The organism is Amycolatopsis sp. cg9, from assembly GCF_041346945.1.
GTDB lineage: Bacteria > Actinomycetota > Actinomycetes > Mycobacteriales > Pseudonocardiaceae > Amycolatopsis.
This window is the reverse complement of sequence record NZ_CP166850.1, coordinates 3,863,646-3,879,347: the sequence shown is the minus strand read 5'-3', so window position 1 is coordinate 3,879,347 and position 15,702 is coordinate 3,863,646. Positions and strand designations below refer to the sequence as shown.

At 72.3% G+C, this 15,702-nt stretch carries 13 protein-coding genes; 5 read left to right on the top strand and 8 right to left on the bottom strand.

Going from position 1 to position 15,702, the window contains the following annotated elements:
* The first annotated feature begins 51 nt into the window (after nucleotides 1-51).
* Complete coding sequence (locus tag AB5J73_RS18735) at nucleotides 52-918, top strand: esterase/lipase family protein (protein WP_370970956.1); 867 nt, start codon at nucleotides 52-54, stop codon at nucleotides 916-918.
* On the opposite strand, the gene AB5J73_RS18730 is transcribed toward AB5J73_RS18735, so the two are convergent.
* The 6 genes from AB5J73_RS18730 to hutH all read right to left on the bottom strand — a co-directional run bounded on the left by AB5J73_RS18730 (nucleotide 902) and on the right by hutH (nucleotide 8,951).
* Nucleotides 902-2,059, bottom strand: coding sequence for an FAD-dependent oxidoreductase (locus AB5J73_RS18730; protein WP_370970955.1), 1,158 nt, complete (start codon nucleotides 2,057-2,059; stop codon nucleotides 902-904). The genes AB5J73_RS18735 and AB5J73_RS18730 overlap by 17 nt on opposite strands.
* 107 nt (nucleotides 2,060-2,166) lie before the next feature.
* Nucleotides 2,167-3,312, bottom strand: a complete 1,146-nt coding sequence (gene hutI, locus AB5J73_RS18725) for an imidazolonepropionase (RefSeq protein WP_370970954.1) — start codon at nucleotides 3,310-3,312, stop codon at nucleotides 2,167-2,169.
* Complete coding sequence (locus tag AB5J73_RS18720) at nucleotides 3,300-4,583, bottom strand: formimidoylglutamate deiminase (RefSeq protein ID WP_370970953.1); 1,284 nt, start codon at nucleotides 4,581-4,583, stop codon at nucleotides 3,300-3,302. Before AB5J73_RS18720 ends, hutI begins: the two co-directional genes overlap by 13 nt.
* Complete coding sequence (locus AB5J73_RS18715) at nucleotides 4,580-5,776, bottom strand: allantoate amidohydrolase (protein ID WP_370970952.1); 1,197 nt, start codon at nucleotides 5,774-5,776, stop codon at nucleotides 4,580-4,582. The genes AB5J73_RS18720 and AB5J73_RS18715 overlap by 4 nt, the downstream gene beginning before the upstream one ends.
* Nucleotides 5,773-7,425: a urocanate hydratase gene (gene hutU, locus AB5J73_RS18710; RefSeq protein WP_370970951.1), complete on the bottom strand. Its 1,653-nt coding sequence runs from the start codon at nucleotides 7,423-7,425 to the stop codon at nucleotides 5,773-5,775. The genes AB5J73_RS18715 and hutU overlap by 4 nt, the downstream gene beginning before the upstream one ends.
* Nucleotides 7,425-8,951 carry a histidine ammonia-lyase gene (gene hutH / locus AB5J73_RS18705; RefSeq protein WP_370970950.1) on the bottom strand — a complete coding sequence of 509 codons (1,527 nt, stop codon included), beginning with the start codon at nucleotides 8,949-8,951 and terminating at the stop codon, nucleotides 7,425-7,427. Before hutH ends, hutU begins: the two co-directional genes overlap by 1 nt.
* Before the next feature lie 84 nt (nucleotides 8,952-9,035).
* On the opposite strand from hutH, the gene AB5J73_RS18700 reads away from it, so the two are divergent.
* Entirely contained in the window at nucleotides 9,036-9,818 is a 783-nt protein-coding gene (locus AB5J73_RS18700; RefSeq protein ID WP_370970949.1) for an IclR family transcriptional regulator, read from the top strand.
* Between the two features lie 3 nt (nucleotides 9,819-9,821).
* On the opposite strand, the gene AB5J73_RS18695 is transcribed toward AB5J73_RS18700, so the two are convergent.
* Nucleotides 9,822-10,622: a nucleotidyl transferase AbiEii/AbiGii toxin family protein gene (locus tag AB5J73_RS18695; protein ID WP_370970948.1), complete on the bottom strand. Its 801-nt coding sequence runs from the start codon at nucleotides 10,620-10,622 to the stop codon at nucleotides 9,822-9,824.
* Nucleotides 10,591-11,652, bottom strand: a complete 1,062-nt coding sequence (locus AB5J73_RS18690) for a type IV toxin-antitoxin system AbiEi family antitoxin (RefSeq protein ID WP_370970947.1) — start codon at nucleotides 11,650-11,652, stop codon at nucleotides 10,591-10,593. Before AB5J73_RS18690 ends, AB5J73_RS18695 begins: the two co-directional genes overlap by 32 nt.
* A gap of 158 nt (nucleotides 11,653-11,810) precedes the next feature.
* Between AB5J73_RS18690 and AB5J73_RS18685 the strand changes: the two genes are divergently transcribed.
* The 3 genes from AB5J73_RS18685 to AB5J73_RS18675 all read left to right on the top strand — a co-directional run bounded on the left by AB5J73_RS18685 (nucleotide 11,811) and on the right by AB5J73_RS18675 (nucleotide 15,506).
* Nucleotides 11,811-13,028 (top strand): MFS transporter, encoded by a 1,218-nt coding sequence (locus tag AB5J73_RS18685; protein ID WP_370970946.1) that lies wholly within the window; start codon nucleotides 11,811-11,813, stop codon nucleotides 13,026-13,028.
* Nucleotides 13,029-13,167: 139 nt separating this feature from the next.
* Nucleotides 13,168-14,391, top strand: coding sequence for a diguanylate cyclase (locus AB5J73_RS18680; RefSeq protein WP_370970945.1), 1,224 nt, complete (start codon nucleotides 13,168-13,170; stop codon nucleotides 14,389-14,391).
* A gap of 527 nt (nucleotides 14,392-14,918) precedes the next feature.
* Nucleotides 14,919-15,506, top strand: coding sequence for a hypothetical protein (locus AB5J73_RS18675; RefSeq protein WP_370970944.1), 588 nt, complete (start codon nucleotides 14,919-14,921; stop codon nucleotides 15,504-15,506).
* Nucleotides 15,507-15,702: the final 196 nt, after the last annotated feature.

Below are 15,702 nucleotides of genomic sequence, written 5' to 3'. Positions count from 1 at the left end.
TGACCGATCATGAGCTGCGTCACGTACTGACGGGTAACTGGAGGCAGTGAAATGCGGGTCACCAACGGCGGTGCCAAGCGAATCCTCACCGCGGTCCTGGCGGCGGTCACCTTCGGCGTCGCCGCGCCTGCGGTCGCCGAAGCGGCGCCGGGCAGCGGCTGGAACGACTGGGGCTGCCGCCCGACGGCCGCGCACCCCCAGCCCGTCGTCCTGGTGCACGGCCTCGGCGCGAACGACACCGTCAACTGGTTCTTCCACGCGCCGAAGATCGCCGCACAGGGCTACTGCGTCTTCTCCCTGACCTACGGCACCGGGATCCTCGGGCCCGGCGTCGGCGGGCTGGCGTCCATGCGCACCAGCGCCGCCCAGCTCGGCCGGTTCGTCGACCAGGTCCGCGCGTCGACCGGCGCGGCGAAGGTCGACATCGTCGGCCACTCCGAAGGCAGCACGATGCCCGCGTACTACCTGAAGTACGGCGGCGGCGCGGCGAAGGTCGCGAACTTCGTCGGCTTCGGCGCGAACTACCGCGGCACCACGCTCGGCGGCCTCGACGCCCTCGCCAAGGGCCTGCTGACCACGGTGCCCGGCCTGGGCGCGGTCTTGACGACGGCGTGCGGCGCGTGCACCGAATACCTGGCCCCGTCGGCCTTCCTGGACGACCTCGCCCGCGGCGGCGTGCACGTCAGCGGACCGGCGTACACGAGCATCGTCAGCAAGTACGACGAGGTCGTGACGCCGTACACGAGCGGCATCCTGAACGAGCCGGGCGCGAAGGACGTCGTGCTGCAGGACTTCTGCGCCGCCGACGCGTCGGGCCACCTGAGCCAGGCGATCGACCCGAACGTCACCGGCCTGATCCTGCACGCGCTCGACGCGAGCTACACCCCGGCGTGCACGCCGTTCACGCTTCCGCTGTGAGCGCGTCCTGCCCGAGGTAGCGCCGCCCGTTCTCGGCGGACTCCCGCACGGCGGCGAACCCGTAGTCCACCATCGCCGTTTCGTAGGCCTCCACGGCGTCGAGGACCGGAGCCCCGGCCAGCGCGGCCGCCAGCACCGCACCATCGCGCAACGCGGTGTTGGCGCCCGCGCCGCCGGCCGGGCTCATGGCGTGGATCGCGTCGCCGACGAGCGTCACGCGCGAAGGAGCCCACCGCGCGATCGGGACGCTCGTGCGGATCGGCTGCGGGAACGTCGCCGGGACGTCCCAGCGCTCGACCATCGCGCGGGCCAGCGGGTGCCAGCCGTCGACCAGCCCGAGCGCCACCTTCTGCAGGTCGCCGGGTGTCATCGCGGCGAGCCCGGCCTCGTCGTGGCCGACGACCTCCCACCGCGCGCCGATCGAACACGTCAGGTACGGGTCGGTGTCGCGCAACCGCAGGTCCGGCACCAGCCGCGCGCAGGCGTCGGCGACGGGCTCGGCGTAGTCCACCGGCGCGAACCCGGCCATCGTCCGGTGCGGTCCGAGCATCATGGTGAAGACCGCGAACATCTCCGGCTCGAACAGCGCGCGAGTCTCCGGGGTGAGCGGGATCCGGCCGTAGAGGTGGACGAGCCCGGCGTCGACGACCTCGGCGTGCGGCAGGTACTGCCGCCGCACCGGGGAGTTGATCCCGTCGGCACCGACCAGCAGGCCGCCGCGGGCGGAAGTGCCGTCGGCGAAATACGCGGTCACCCCGTCTTCGTCGGTTTCGTAGTGCGTGAACCGCTTGCCGTAGCAGACTTCCCGGCCGTGCAGCAGGATCTGGCGCAGGGTGAAGCGGTTGACGTTGAGGTGGGTTCCCTCGTCCGCCAAGCGCGTGACCAGCTCCAGCCGCTCGTCGTAGACGTTCGTGTGCGGCAGCGCGCGCCCGGCGGTGGCGCGGAAGAGTTCGTGCAGCTCCGGGCGCAGCACCTCGCGCAACGCCGAGTCGCCGACGTCGCCGATGTGCAGCCGGTAACCCTGCTTCCGCGCGCCCGCCGACTCGTCGCGCTCGTAGATCCGGCACGGGATCCCGGCCCGGCTCAGCCCGTTCGCCAGGCTCAACCCGCCCAGACCGGCCCCGATGATGATCACGGACACAGCTGTCCCTTCGTCGCTTCCGAGGAAGGGACGCACAGGTAAGCCTGCCGATGCCGCCCGGACTAACCCATACCGGACTGTGTCTTCGCGCGTCCTCGCTCCCGACGTTAGCGCACGCGCTCTCCGGCGCGCCACACCGAATTCGTCAGCGGCACCCCCGGCCGGTACGCCAGGTGCGTCACCGACGGGGCGTCGAGCACGTGGACGTCGGCCCGCGCGCCGGGCCGCAGGACGCCGACGTCGTCGCGGCGCAACGCCCGCGCGCCGCCCGCCGTGGCGGCCCAGACGGCCTCCTCGATCGTCATCCGCAGCTGCAGCACCGCCGTCGCGACGCAGAACGCCATCGACGTCGTGTACGAGCTGCCCGGGTTGGCGTTGCTGGCCAGCGCGACCGTCGCGCCCGCGTCGAGCAGCCGCCGGGCCGGCGCCATCGCCTGCCGGGTCGACAGGTCGCACGCGGGCAGCAGGGTCGCCACGGTTTCCGAGGCGGCCAGCGCCTCGACGTCCGCGTCGCTCAAGTACGTGCAGTGGTCGACGCTCGCCGCGCCGAGCTCCACCGCGAGCCGCACGCCGGGGCCCTCGCCGAGCTGGTTGCCGTGCACGCGCAAGCCGAGCCCGCGCCCGGCCGCGGCCTTCAGTACCCGCGCCGACTGGGCTTCGTCGAACGCGCCGGTCTCGCAGAACACGTCCGCCCAGCGCACGCTGCCCACGACGGCGTCGAGCATTTCACCGCACACGAGGTCCACATAGGACTCCGCGTCGGCGCCCGGCGGCACCAGGTGCGCACCGAGGAACGTGACCTCGTCGGCCACCTCGCCGGCGATCCGCGCGGAACGCGCTTCGTCCTCGACGGTCAGGCCGTAGCCCGTCTTCGTCTCCAGGCACGTCGTCCCCTGCTGGGCCGCTTCGTCGACGTGGCGGCGGAGGTTGGCGGCGAGCTGTTCGTCGGACGCCTCCCGCGTCGCGCCGACAGTGATCGCGATTCCCCCGGCGGTGTAGGGCTTTCCCGCCATCCGCGCTTCGAACTCGGCGGTCCGGTCGCCGGCGAAGACGAGGTGCGTGTGGCTGTCGACCCAGCCCGGCAGCACCGCGCGACCCTCGACGTCGACGCGCTCGTCGGCGTCCGGCGCTTGCTTCGCCGCACCCACCCACGCGATCTCGGCGCCTTCGACGACGAGGGCCGCGTCGGACAACCGGCCCAGCTCGGCGTCGTTCGTGGTGAGCTCGCCGATGCCCGTGATCAGGACTGCCACAGTGCCTCGATCTCCTTCGCCAGGACGGTTTCCGGTCGTTCGATGAGGTGGTGCGCGCCCTCGCGCACCACCTCGCGGCCGGCCACGACGACGTGCCGGACGTCGGCCCCGGACGCGGCGAACACCACGCCCGACGGTTCGATCCCGGCCGTCCGCACCGAATCCAGGCCGACGGTGACGAGGTCCGCGCCCGCCCCCTCGGCGAGCGCGCCGACCTCGTCCCACCCGACCGAGCCGTGGTCGGTAGCCGCTTCGAGGAGTTCCTCGGCGGTGAACCGGCCGCGTTCCTCGCTGGCCAGCCGGTCGTCCAGCTCCAGCGCGCGGGTTTCTTCGAAGGCGTCGACGACGGCGTTGCTGTCGCTGCCGACGCTCAGCCGCACCCCGGCGTCCCGCAGGGCGCGGGCCGGGCCGATGCCGTCGCCGAGGTCGCGTTCGGTGGTCGGGCAGAAGCACGCGCGCGCCCCGCTCAGCCGCTCGATGTCCGATGCGGTGAGGTGGGTGGCGTGCACCGCGACCAGCCGGTCGGTCAGCACCCCGCGGTCGTCCAGCAGCTCGGTGGGGGTCCGGCCGTACGCGGCCAGGCACTGCTCGTTCTCGGTCCGCTGCTCCGAAAGGTGGACGTGCACCACCCGCGGACTGTCCACAAGCGGCAGTTCGTCGGCCGGCACCGCCCGCACCGAGTGGATCGCGGCCCCGACCCGGAACAGTTCGCCTTCCCGCAACGACCCCACCCGCGACGCCCACGCCGCGGCCGAGCCGTCGGAGAACCGCCGCTGGACCTCGTCCGGTTCGACGCCGATGCCGCCCGCCAGGTAGCAGGTGTCCAGCAGGGTCAGCCGGATCCCGGCGTCTGCGGCGGCCTGCCGCAGCGCCGCCCCCATCGCGTTCGGGTCCGCGTACGGCTTCCCGCCGGGCGCGTGGTGCAGGTAGTGGAACTCCCCCACGCTCGTGTAGCCGCCCAGGACCATCTCGGCGTAGACCCCGCGCGCCAGCCGGTAGTAGGTGTCGGGGTCGAGCCGGGACGCGAGCGCGTACATCCGCTCGCGCCACGTCCAGAACGTGCCGCGTTCGTGGTGCGTCCGGCCCCGCAGCGCCCGGTGGAAGGCGTGCGAGTGCCCGTTCGCGAAACCGGGCAGCGTCAGGCCTTCGAGCACGACGCCGGCCCGCGGCGCCCCCGGGGTCACCCCGGTGATCCGCCCGCCGCCGACGTCGATCCGCACCGCGGAGGCGATCCCCCCGGGCAGCCACGCCTGTTCGCACCAGTAGGTCATCGCGCCAGCCGCTCCAGGACGCCGGTGAGCGCTTCGGCCCCGGCTTCGACGTCGGCGGCCTCGGCGAACTCCTCCGGCGAGTGGCTGATCCCGGTCGGGTTGCGCACGTAGAGCATCCCCGCGGGCACGAACCCGGCGAGGATCGCGGCGTCGTGCCCGGCCCCGGTGGGCAGCTCGGGCGGCCCGCCGAGCCCGTCGCTCAAGTCCCGGCGGAGGGCGTCGTCGAACACGACGTCGTCCGAATAGGACTCCCGGTGCACGGTGACCCGGCAGCCCTCCTCGGCGGCCGCGGCCTCCGCCGCGCGCGCGATGTCCTCGACCAGCGCCGGGGTCAGGGTCCCCGGCACCCGCGCGTCGAGCCACAGGTCCACGGTGGACGCGATGACGTTGGTGCCGCCCGGCGTCGGCACGAGGCGGCCGACGGTCGCCCGCGCGTCCGGCACCGCGCGGGCCAGCCGCCGGACGGCGGTGACCGTCGCGGCGGCGGGCAGCATCGGGTCGGCCCGGTCGGCCAGCAGCGTCGCCCCGGCGTGGTTCCCCTGCCCCGCGAAGGAAAACCGCCAGCGCCCGTGCGCGATCACCGTGGTGCCGACCGCGACCGGAGCGCCGAGGTCGATCAGCCCGCGGCCCTGCTCGACGTGCAGCTCGAGGAACCGCCCGACCAGCCCGAGCCGCTCCGGGTCGGGCCCCACCAGCGCCGGGTCGAAACCGGACTTCGCCGCGGCCTCGGCGAACGTCACGCCGTCGGCGTCCCGCAGCCCGCGCGCCTTGTCCGCGTCGATCGTGCCGGTGAGCAGCCGCGAGCCGAGGCAGGGGACGCCGAACCGGCCGCCCTCCTCCTCGGTGAACACGACGACGGCGAACGGCTTGCGCGGCTGGAAACCGCTCGCCTGCAGGGCTTCCACCGCGGCCAGCGCACTGACGACGCCGAGCGGGCCGTCGAACGCGCCGCCGCCGGGCACCGAGTCGAGGTGGCTGCCGGTGACGACGGCGTCCGGCCCCGGCGGCCCCCACCAGGCCCAGATGTTGCCGTTGTGGTCGGTGTCGACGTCCAGCCCGAGCCCCAGCGCGCGCTCCCCGAACCAGGCCCGCAGGTCGTTCTCCGGCCCGTCGAACGCGTGCCGGGAATAGCCGCCGCGCTTCGGGTCGCGCCCGACGTCACCGATCTCGGCGAGCAGCCCGGAGGCGGTCACGCACCCTCCCGCATCGGAACGCGCACGCCGCGTTCGCCGGCGACGTCGTTCGCGCGGTCGTAACCGGCGTCGACGTGCCGGATGACGCCCATGCCCGGATCGTTGGTCAGCACCCGCTCGAGCTTCCGCGCGGCCAGCTCGGTCCCGTCGGCGACGCTGACCTGGCCGGCGTGGATGGACCGGCCCATGCCGACGCCGCCGCCGTGGTGGATCGACACCCAGCTGGCGCCGGACGAGGTGTTGACCAGCGCGTTCAGCAGCGGCCAGTCGGCGATCGCGTCCGAGCCGTCGGCCATGCCTTCGGTCTCGCGGTACGGCGAAGCGACGCTGCCGGAGTCGAGGTGGTCGCGGCCGATGACGACCGGTGCCTTCAGCTCGCCGCTGGCCACCATCTCGTTGAACCGCAGGCCGGCCAGGTGGCGCTCGCCGTAGCCGAGCCAGCAGATGCGGGCCGGCAGCCCCTGGAAGGCCACGCGCTCGCCGGCGAGCCGGATCCAGCGCGCGAGGGATTCGTTCTCCGGGAACAGGTCCAGCATCGCGCGGTCGGTCGCGGCGATGTCCTCGGGGTCGCCGGACAGCGCGGCCCAGCGGAACGGGCCGTTGCCCTCGCAGAACAGCGGGCGGATGTAGGCGGGCACGAACCCGGGGAAGTCGAACGCGCGCTCGCAACCGCCGAGCTTGGCCTCGCCGCGCAGGGAGTTGCCGTAGTCGAAGACCTCCGCGCCGCGGTCCAGGAAGCCGAGCATGGCGTCGACGTGGTCGGCCATCGACTCGCGCGAGCGGTCGGTGAACTCGTCCGGCTTCTTGGCCGCGTAGTCGTGCCAGTCCTCGACGCCGATCCCCTTGGGCAGGTAGGAAAGCGGGTCGTGCGCGGACGTCTGGTCGGTGACGATGTCGACCTCGACGTCGCGGCGCAGCAGTTCCGGCAGCACCTCGGCCGCGTTCCCGACGACGCCGACGGACAGCGGCCGCTGCTCCCGCTTGGCCTTGGTGACGCGGGCGATCGCGTCGTCGAGGTCGTCGGCGACCTCGTCGAGGTAGCGCGTCTCTACGCGGCGGTGCGCGCGCTGCGGGTCGCACTCGATGACGAGCGCGACGCCGTCGTTCATGGTGACGGCGAGCGGCTGCGCGCCGCCCATGCCGCCGAGGCCGGCGGTCACCGTCAAGGTCCCGCGGAGCGAGCCGCCGAACTTCTTCTTCGCGACGGCGGCGAACGTTTCGTACGTGCCCTGGAGGATGCCCTGGGTGCCGATGTAGATCCACGAGCCCGCGGTCATCTGCCCGTACATCGTCAGGCCCTGCGCCTCGAGCCGGCGGAATTCGGGCCAGGTCGCCCAGTCCCCGACGAGGTTGGAGTTGGCGATCAGCACGCGCGGTGCCCACTCGTGCGTGCGGAACACGCCGACCGGCTTGCCGGACTGCACGAGCAGCGTCTCGTCGACGTCCAAAGTGGTCAGTTCGCGGGTGATCGCGTCGAAGCTGGCCCAGTTGCGGGCGGCCTTGCCGGTGCCGCCGTAGACGACCAGGTCCTCGGGCCGCTCGGCGACGTCGGGGTCGAGGTTGTTGTGGAACATCCGCAGCGCGGCTTCGGTCTGCCACGACTTGGCGGTGAGCTGGGTGCCGCGGGCGGCACGGACTACGCGGGACATCAGACCTCCAAACGGGCGGCGTCGAGGACGGCGCCGGAGCGGACGAGTTCTTCGGCGGCCGCGATCTCGGGCGCCAGGTGGCGGTCCGGACCGGGGCCGTTCACCCTGGTGCGCAGGAGATCCCGGACGCGGCCGGTGACCGGCGACGGCTCGAGCGGTGCCCGGAAGTCGAGGGCCCGGGCCGCGGTCAGCAGCTCGATGGCCAGCACGGTGGTCAGGCCGTCCACGGCCTTGCGCAGCTTCCGCGCGGCCGACCAGCCCATGGAGACGTGGTCCTCCTGCATGGCGCTGCTCGGGATCGAGTCGACGGACGCGGGCACCGCGAGGCGCTTGAGCTCGCTGACGATCGCGGCCTGCGTGTACTGGGCGATCATGTGGCCGGAGTCGACGCCGGGGTCGTGCGCGAGGAACGGCGGCAGGCCGTGCGAACGCGCCTTGTCGAGCATCCGGTCGGTGCGGCGCTCGGCGATGCTGGCGACGTCCGCGATCGGGATGGCCAGGAAGTCCAGCACGTACGCGACGGGCGCGCCGTGGAAGTTGCCGTTGGACTCGACCCGGCCGTCGGCGAGCACGACGGGGTTGTCCACAGCGGACACGAGCTCGCGTCCGCCGACGAGTTCGGCGTGCGCGAGGCTGTCGCGCGCGGCGCCGTGCACCTGCGGGGCGCAGCGCAGCGAATAGGCGTCCTGGACGCGGTTGCAGTCCGGGCCGCGGTGGCTTTCGACGATCTTCGACCCCTGCAACGCGTGCCACATCCGGGCGGCGGACCTCGCTTGCCCGGGGTGCGGGCGCAGCGCCTGGAGGTCGGCGGCGAAGGCGCGATCAGTGCCCAGCAGAGCCTCGACGCTCATCGCGGCGGTGAGGTCGGCGATGTCGAAGAGCTTGTGCAGGTCGGCGGCGGCGAGCAGGAGCATGCCGAGCATGCCGTCGGTGCCGTTGGTGAGGGCGAGCCCCTCCTTCTCGGCGAGCACGACCGGCTCGATCCCGGCCTGCTGCAATGCCTCCGCGGCGGGCTTCAGCTGCCCGGCGTGGATCACTTCGCCCTCGCCCATGAGCGCGAGCGCGACGGCGGCCAGCGGCGCGAGGTCACCGGAGCAGCCGAGCGAGCCGTACTCGTGGACGACCGGGGTGATGTCGGCGTTGAGCAGCGCCGCAAGCGTTTGCGCCGTGCCTGGCCGGACGCCGGTGTAGCCGCTGGCGAGGGTCCGCAGCCGCAGCAGCATGAGCGCGCGGACGACCTCGGGCTCGACGGCGGGCCCGGCGCCGGCGGCGTGCGAGCGGATCAGGCTGCGCTGCAGCGCGGTCCGGCTCTCCACCGGGATGTGCCGGGTGGCGAGCGCGCCGAAGCCGGTCGAAACGCCGTAGGTGGGAGTGACGGCGTGGGCGAGGTTCTCGATGTGCTGGCGGGTCGCGGCGAGGGTCTTCTCGGCCGCGTCCCCGAGCCCGACCGGCGCGTGACCGCGGACGACGTCGACGACCTGGGCGGCGGTGAGGGGTTCGAGGCCCAGGAGCACTGTTTCCGGCATGGGCCCATTGGACATCGTCCTTCCCGCTGGTGGGATGCCCCACGGAGTGGTTGTGTCTGGTATCCCAGACGCTAGGCTCGGGCCGTGGGCGACAGCAGCGAGGTCCCGGCGCTGCGCCGCGGGCTGGCGGTGCTGCGCCTGCTCTCGACGCGCCCCGGCCCGGTGACGGCGGCGGCGATCGCGCGCGAAGCGGGCCTCCCCCGCTCGACGACGTACCACCTGCTCAACGAGCTCGAAGCCGCCGGTTTCGTCGTGCACCTGCCCGCCGAACGCCGGTACGGCCTGGGCATCGCGGCCTTCGAGCTCGGCTCGGCGTACCTGCGTCACGACCCCCTCGAACGCCTGGCCGGGCCGTTGCTGCGCAAGCTCGTCGACCGCGTCGGGCACACCGCGCACCTGGGCGTGCTGCACGGCAATGAGTCGCTGTACCTGATCAAGGAGCGCCCGCTCCGCCCGGAAACGCTGGTGACGGAGGTCGGCGTCCGGCTGCCGGGCCAGCTGACGGCCTCCGGCCGGGCGATCCTCCGCCACCTCCCCGCCCCGCACGTCCGCGCGCTGTTCCCCTCGGCGGCGGCGTTCGTCCTCCGCACGGGCCGCGGCCCCGCCACACTGGCCGACCTGCGCCGCACGCTCACCGCGGAGCGCCGCCTCGGCTGGTCGGTCGAAGACGGCCACGTCACAGCGGGTTTCGCCTCGGTGGCCACCCCGGTCTTCGACCACGGCGCCCGCCCACTGGCGGCGATCAGCGTGACGGTCCGCCACCACTGCGAGACGGACCCGTGCGAGGAGACGTGGCCGGACCTGGCCACGGAAGTGGCGGCCACGGCGGCCGAGCTGACCACCCGCATCGGCGGCCACCCGGGCTGACGGTCAGGACCGGGCCGCGTCGCGAATACCGGCCCCCAACGCCCGCATCAGTTCCGGAGCCCGAGGTGCCCGCGCGTCGTTGGCCAGCCTGGCCAGCGCGTCACCGTCTTCGACGATCCGGAGCAGCGCGTCCTTCCCCTCGTCGTCGAGGAGCCCGGGCACCTGCGAGCCCAGGAGCCAAGCACCGGCGAGAGCCGGGTCGTAGTCGTACCGGCCGAGCAGTTCCAGTTCCTCTTCGTACAGCCGATCCAGGTAGGGCCCGGTCGAGTACCAGGAGATCATCGTGGCGAGGTCGATCGCGTCACGTGAGTCGGTCACGTGCCGATCCCACCAGGTCAGCAGTTTGAGCAAAGCCAGCGCGGGCACCGAAGGGACTCGGACGGCGAGCCCTCCGGGCAGCAGGACGGTCTCGGCCGATGCCACCGCCTCGCTCAAGCCGCGGACGTTCATCCGATGGTCGTCGGGCCAGAGGATGGTGCGGTCTTCCCGTTCGATGCCGCCGTAGGGCAGTACGTCCACCTCGACTCCCTCGACGAGGAACGAGTGCACGCTGGTGCCCTGCCTGTCGAGCTCGCCGACGAGCCGTTCGAAGTCACCCCAGGTGCACACCCTGACGGCGATGTCGACGTCGCGGGTGGCTCGCTCGGGTGGCCGTCCGACGAGCCCGATCGACAGGATCGTGCGCGCTGTCGCGCCGACCACCAGGTAGTCCAGTCCGGCCGTGCGCGCCGCCACGTCGACTCGGGCGAGCGTCCTGGCGGCGAGGAGGATTTCAGGATCCGCCGAGGCGGACAAGTCGATCATCAATCGTCCTGATCCGATCTCCGTGTTCGCGCTGGCGGGGGTCCCCCGAGGCCAGCAGGTCAGCGTAGATCAACGGGGAGGGCACCAGCCAGGACTCGGCACCGGGCACGTGCCAGAACCGTTTCCGGATGTGGACGTTCCCCCTGCCTTCGACCTGGGCCATGCGATGCCGGCCGATCAGCCGGGCGGGGAGCTGTCCGGCGTAGAGCGTCAGCGAGGCAGGCCTCAGGTGCGGGTCGATGAGACCGGCTCCGGCCTCGCCCCCCACCTGGATCCCCAGCGAGCGCATCTCGGATTCCGAATCCGGCCACCACGAAAGGTCGTCGACGGAGAACTCGCCCAGGGCGAGCGAGCCGTGCAGGGTGATCGAGTACGCCTCCGACCAGCGGTCGAGCAACTCGCCGCCGCGAGCGAGACGGCGGTCTTCCGCGCCCTGGTAGAGGTAGCCGGCTGCGGTGAGCTCGTCGATCACCGTCTTGACGGTGCCCAGCGAGACCCCGCTCGCTTCGGCCAGGACCCGATAGGGCCGGGCTGCCATTTCCGGCCAGCTGAGCAGGACGAACAGGACGCGGAGACCCGCCCGGCCGAAGGCGCCGGACCCGCTTGGCGACGTTCTCGACCGTGGAACGGCCGGTTTGCGGCGCCCGCGGATGTCGACGAGAACGTCGTCCCACGCGAGGTGGGCATTGCCCGCCGTGTCCACGTAGTCGATCCCCCTGGCGCGCAGCCGTTCGGCGACCGGCTCGCTGACATAGCTGGCGACCAGTAACGCCGGGAGTCGTGCGGGCACGCTGATACTGGTGGCCAGCTCGGGCGTCAACCGGTGTCTGACCTCGACGAGGTAGGTCCGGGTAGCGCCGGCCCTCGTCGCGAGACGCAGCACAGCGTCTCCTCGCCCGTTTCCCTCCCGCTCGGCGTCATCCGCGGCGAGCAACTCGCTGCGAAGCCCGAGCTCGCCCAGCAGGTCGCGCAGCAGACTCGGAAAGCTCTCCGCGTTCAACGAGAGAGCATGTTCATTTGAATTGAACATGCTCTCATTCTGAACAAGACCCGCTCTTCACGCAACCCGCATCGGCGGCCACCCGGGCTGACGCGCTGCTGCGAACAGGGTAACTGTCACCGAACGGCTCGATTCCACTCCGTTCGGTGATTACCTTGGCTGAACAGGGGTTTCGAGGGGCGCCACCGATGGACGACGCACGCGTGACGAAGGTGGGCTTCGGCGCCGTGCTCGCCGTCGCCGAGTTCCGCGCGATGTGGAGCGCCGAGCTGCTGTCCATCTGCGGCGACCAGCTCGCCCGCGTCGCGCTCGCGGTCCTCGTCTTCCAGCGCACCGGCTCGGCGGCGCTGACCGGCCTGACCTACGCCCTGACGTACGTGCCATCGCTGCTCGGCGGCGTTCTGCTGGCCGGCGCGGGCGACCGCTGGCCGCGCCGGGACGTGATGGTCGCGGCGGACCTGGCCCGGGCCGCGCTGGTCGCCGTCATCGCGGTCCCCGGCGTCCCGCTGTGGGTGCTGTGCACGCTGGTCGCGGTGCTGACGGCGCTGGGCGGGCCGTTCAAGGCGGCGCAGCAGGCGCTGCTGCCGTCGGTGCTCGAAGGCGAGCGGTACCTGGTCGGGATGGCGCTGCGGAACGTCACGATCCAGGGCGCGCAGCTGGCCGGGTTCGCCGGCGGCGGGGTCTTGATCGCGGCGCTGACGCCGGCCACGGCACTGGCGCTGGACGCGGTGACGTTCCTGCTTTCGGCGGCGCTGCTGGTCACGGGTGTCCGGCGGCTGGCCGCGGCCGCGGCGGCGGCCCGCCCGGCCTGGCTGTCGGCGACCGGCGCCGGGATCCGGCTGATCCGGCGCGATCCGGCGCTGCGGACGCTGGTCGCGCTCAACTGGCTGGCCGGGTTCTACATCGTGCCGGAGGCGCTGGCCGCCCCGTACGCGGCGGGCATCGGCGCGGGCGCGACGCTGGTCGGGCTGCTCATGGCGGCGGACCCGGCGGGCAGCGTGCTCGGCGGCGTCGTGTTCGGCAAGTGGGTCCCGGAGCACGTCCAGACGCGGCTGCTCGGGCGGCTCGGGATCGCGGCCGGGCTGCCGCTGGTGCTGTTCGCCTTCCGGCCGGGGCTGGTGCTGTCGGTGCTGCTGCTGGCGACGTCCGGTCTGCTGGCGACGGGCTACAACATCCAGGGCACGGTGTCGTTCATGCGCCGGGTGCCGGACGCGCACCGCGCGCAGTGCGCGGGCGTGAACTCCGCGGGCTTGATCACGGTGCAGGGTCTCGGCGCCGCCGCGGCCGGCGCGCTGGCCGAAGTGCTGAGCCCGGCGCACACCATCGCGGTGGCCGGCGCGGCGGGTGCCGCGGTGGCCGTGCCGATCGCGAGGGCGTGGCGCCGGGCCGGGCTGGCGGGACCATGACCTCAGTTGTCGCGTCCGCACATGGCGCGCCTCCCTTCGCCACCTCGGGCCGAACCGTCTCCGTCACCGGCCGGACACCATGAGTATGCGGACCGGCGGTGGCATCCCGCGCTCCGGACCACGCTTTCGTGACGTCCTCGTGGCACCGCGGCACTGGGCGCTGTGGCGCCAACGCCCCCGCGTGGTCGTCTACTGCCTGCTGACCGAGGCGGCCGCGGTGGCCCTGACGCTGCGCCCGTACCCGGTCGCGGTGGACCGCCGGACGTTGCTCGTCCTGACGACGTTGCTGGTGCTCGGCGTCCTCCAGTCGGAAGCTGGGCGGCGCGTGGAGCGCATCCGCCGTCGCGTGTCGGAAACGCCGCACATCAACATGACGTCGGTCTGGACGTTCGCGGGTGTCCTGCTCCTGCCCCCGCCCCTCGTGGCGGTGCTGGTGGGCGGGTTGTACGCGCACCTGGCGATCCGCAGCTGGTACCGCCTGCAGCGGGTGCCGGCGTCGCGGACGGTCAGCAACGCGGCCATCATCCTGCTGTCGTGCTACGCGGCCCAGGCGGTGGTCCCCGACATCCGGACGGCGCTGCCCCGCGGCTGGGGCGGCACGTTCGCGCTGGCCGCGGCGGGCGCGACGTTCTTCGTGGTGAACGCCCTGCTGGTGCTGCCGGCCCGGCACGAAGTCGGCCGGTCCCCGGAAGCTCTGTTCGGCACGTGGTCGGACAACGGCCTGGAAGTGGCGACGCTGTGCCTGGGCGCGCTGAACGCGTTGGCGCTGGCGACGTTGCCGGGCCTGGTCCTGCTGGCGCTGCCGCCGGTGTTGCTGCTGCACCGCACGGTTTTGGTGAAGCAGCTCGAGGTGGCGGCCCACCGCGACGAGAAAACGGGCCTGTACAACACGAGCGGCTGGCACGCACTGGCCGAGCGCACCCTGGCGGCCGCGGCCCGCCAGCGTTCGACGTTCGGCCTGCTGATGCTGGACCTGGACCACTTCAAGCAGGTGAACGACACGTACGGCCACCTGGCGGGCGACGCGGTACTGCGCGCGGTGGCCCAGGCGATCATCTCGGCGGTCCGCGGCCGCGGAGACGCGGTGGGCCGATTCGGCGGCGAGGAGTTCGTGGTCGTGCTCCCGGGCATCACCGAGCCCGACATCGGCGCGGTGGCCGAACGCATCCGCCGCGCGATCAGCGCCCTGACCGTCCCGGTGGGACAGTTGTCGATCACGGGCCAGTCGGTGTCGATCGGCTCGGCGGTCTACCCGCAGGCGGGAACGTCACTCCAGCGCCTCCTGGACGCGGCGGACACCGCGCTGTACCACGCGAAGGCGACGGGGCGGAACAAGGTGGTCCACGTAGCGGACCTGAAGTGAACGCCTACCGCCCCCGCCACAACCCGGCGTCGAGCCCGAGCATGTCCAGCAGTTCGGTGCACTCCCGAGCATCGGAGGAGTGCCCGGCAACGGTAACGAGAGCCCGACAGTGCTCCGCGGCGAGCCGTTCCGCCTCCTCGGCCCGCAGGACCCCCATCCGACTGTCTTCGTCACGGGCAGTCGAGCTGCCACTGTGCCGCGCCCAGGTCATCTGGCCACCTACTTCCAGCCCCACGGGTGCGGAGCCAAGGTCGGGCCCTCAGCATGACACTCACAGAAATTTCACCCACAAGTGGCCCCCATCACACCCATTAGCACACGCCCCATCACCGACAGCAACCAGCCCAATGGCCCGCACCGGTCGGCCCAAGAAGGTGGTCCGCCCCACCCGGACCCAGTAAGACTGTCTGATCCTGGCCGGTGTCAGGCGGGGAGGGGCCAGCAGATGAGCAGCAATCCGTACGACGACGAGCCGGGACCGGCCGTACACGGCGAACAGCTACTCCGGCGACAACAGCGGGACCACGGTGCAGGTCGGCGCCGCGCACGATCTGCATTTCCACGGCGTCTCCAGACCCGAAACGCCCGAAGCAGAACCGGCGGCGGCGCCGTGGACTCCGATCAAGGTCCTCAAGGTGGTCGGAGTCATCGCCCTGATCCTGGCCGGCGCAGCCTTGCTCCCGAGCCCCGAGGACGCGGACGCGATCCCCGCCGAAAGCGGAGCCCGACCAGCAGGTTCAAGCAACGAGGCAGTACTGACGGCAGTCCAGGCCGGCCTCACCTCGTGCGCCCAGACGCCGGTCCTCCAGCCGGCGAACTGCCCCCAGGAGATCGACAACCCCACCGGCCAGGCCAACGACGTCCACTGGGCCCTCCACGGCAATCCGACCGACGGAACCTACGGCCCGATCTGGAGCAACGACCGCTTCTACGTCGCCGGCTACGCGCTGATGACGGTCACATACACAGTCCCCTACGAAGCCTCGAAAACCCTGACGGTTCAGGCAACTCCCTACCGAGCCGAAATAACGTGGACCGACGACAAACCCACGGTCACCAACCTCCGCCGCAAGCACCGGCGACCCAGCCCAGCAACCACGCCACCTGGACCTTGAACGGCAACCCCGTCACCAACACCAAGCAGACCTTCGACCCGACAACCGGCCTGACCCACATAACCGGCAGCTACGCGGCAACAGGCCCCACCCCAGAAGTCCTACAAATCAAAGCCACCCCCTAACCCCCACCCGCACCTCCCCACCCAACCCGCACCGCAGCAGGGGCAAGGGGCGGCAGCCCCAGAAGGGGTCC

Bases quoted from the DNA above. Each gene is read 5' to 3' on its own strand.
- hutU (WP_370970951.1), bottom strand. From the start codon at position 7,425: ATGTCCCGCGTAGTCCGTGCCGCCCGCGGCACCCAGCTCACCGCCAAG.
- AB5J73_RS18720 (WP_370970953.1), bottom strand. From the start codon at position 4,583: ATGACCTACTGGTGCGAACAGGCGTGGCTGCCCGGGGGGATCGCCTCC.
- AB5J73_RS18735 (WP_370970956.1), top strand. From the start codon at position 52: ATGCGGGTCACCAACGGCGGTGCCAAGCGAATCCTCACCGCGGTCCTG.
- AB5J73_RS18695 (WP_370970948.1), bottom strand. From the start codon at position 10,622: ATGATCGACTTGTCCGCCTCGGCGGATCCTGAAATCCTCCTCGCCGCC.
- hutH (WP_370970950.1), bottom strand. From the start codon at position 8,951: ATGCCGGAAACAGTGCTCCTGGGCCTCGAACCCCTCACCGCCGCCCAG.
- AB5J73_RS18685 (WP_370970946.1), top strand. From the start codon at position 11,811: ATGGACGACGCACGCGTGACGAAGGTGGGCTTCGGCGCCGTGCTCGCC.
- AB5J73_RS18690 (WP_370970947.1), bottom strand. From the start codon at position 11,652: ATGTTCAATTCAAATGAACATGCTCTCTCGTTGAACGCGGAGAGCTTT.